The sequence below is a fragment of the Endozoicomonas sp. SESOKO2 genome, assembly GCF_024606245.1.
GTDB lineage: Bacteria > Pseudomonadota > Gammaproteobacteria > Pseudomonadales > Endozoicomonadaceae > Endozoicomonas_A.
In genome coordinates this window covers 1-1,448 of record NZ_JAHHPQ010000630.1, presented here as the reverse complement: position 1 = coordinate 1,448, position 1,448 = coordinate 1, and the positions used below count along the sequence as shown (strand labels likewise).

The window sequence follows — 1,448 nt, the reverse complement described above, 5'->3', positions numbered from 1 at the left end:
GACAAACGCCGTGACAGGGAGAGACGAAACAATCCAGACCCAAAGTGTGTAAATGTTGCTGTGAGCCTCCGTTACCATCGGCAGAGTCAGAGTCAAGGAAGCTGTTGAAAGAGCCTGCAGGGCGGGCGGTGGCTTCCTGAGCTTGCTGTCCCGATGACTCTGATGGCGGAAGTTGTGGCTGGTCATTGCCAGAGCCAGACATCGTAATGATGGCCGCCAGCGGGTGAGCCTGACACCGCTCTTTTTGTGCAATCGGATTAAACGACGATGATTTTATATTCCAATAACTCTTTAAAAGCCAGGCGATAGCGACAACCTCTTCTACAGGTAGCCGTGAATAAGAGGTGAAACTTAGTGGGGTGTTTTTGCTGGTCAGGATCAGTTCGTAACCCACCAGCAGATAATTGGCGTAAAGCCATGGCCACGAAATGGATTCAATGATGGTCGTTTTTTGCGTGCAGCCGTCTGGTCTGACTTGTTTCTTATCAGCCGGTAAATATGATCCTTCATAACCCTTGGTGTAGGCAATGTCTGACATGGTGCCCGACATTGTATGCTGGTCAGGGGTTACAGAAACGTTCCGGTTTGGAAAACCTGTGTTCTGTTCAAACAAGACAACAAAGCGCCACGTCAACGGTTGAGCCTGACAGACGACGGACAATGTCATTATTGACAGTGGTGCTGCGAAGAGTGAGTGTTTAATCATTCTACCCTGGCATTCTGGTGTAAAGAGGGGAAGGATAGATCAAGAGCATAACTCAAGTTATGCAGTGAACCGTTCCTTTGACTGCCCCAGCTCTGCCCCTGCCCCGGTCAGGGCTCTCACGCAGTCGTTATTGCCCTTCCGTGCTGCGATTGAAAGCCGGGGTGGCGTCATCCGAAGTCCGGAAGACGTGGAGATCCGCCCCGGCGTTGATCAGGACTTTTACGCAGTCGATTTTGCCCTTTCGGACTGCGATGCACAACGGTGTGGTGCCATTCGACAAGGCAGCGTTGAGATTCGCCCCGGCGTTGATCAGTACTTCCACAGAGTCGGTATTGCCCTTCAGGGCTGCGACGTACAGCGGTGTGACACCATGAAGATAGGCAGCGTTGACATCTGCCCCTGCTTCGATCAGGGCTTTCACAATATCGGTATGACCGTTCTGGACTGCAATATACAGAGAGGTAACGCCACCCGTGGTCCGGGCGTTGAAATCCGCCCCGGCTTCGATCAGGAGTTTCACGATGTCGGTATGGCCGTTCTGGGCTGCAAGATACAACGAGGTGACGCCACTCGCACTCCGGGCGTCGGGATCTGCCTTGGCTTCGATCAGGAGTTTCACGATGTCGGTATGGCCCTTCCGGACTGCGATGAGCAGCGGGGTGACGCCACTCGCATTCCGGGCGTTGGGATCTGCCTTGGCTTCGATCAGGAGTTTCACGATGTCGGTATGGCCGTTCTGGGC

2 protein-coding genes are annotated in these 1,448 nt (G+C 53.5%); both read right to left on the bottom strand.

The window, feature by feature from the left end; genetic code table 11:
• Positions 1 to 706, bottom strand: a 706-nt coding sequence (locus KDK17_RS15520; RefSeq protein WP_257288464.1) for a hypothetical protein, incomplete at its 3' end; no start/stop codon positions are given.
• A gap of 127 nt (positions 707 to 833) precedes the next feature.
• Positions 834 to 1,448 (bottom strand): ankyrin repeat domain-containing protein (locus tag KDK17_RS15515; RefSeq protein ID WP_257288463.1); only part of this gene is annotated, 615 nt, incomplete at its 5' end.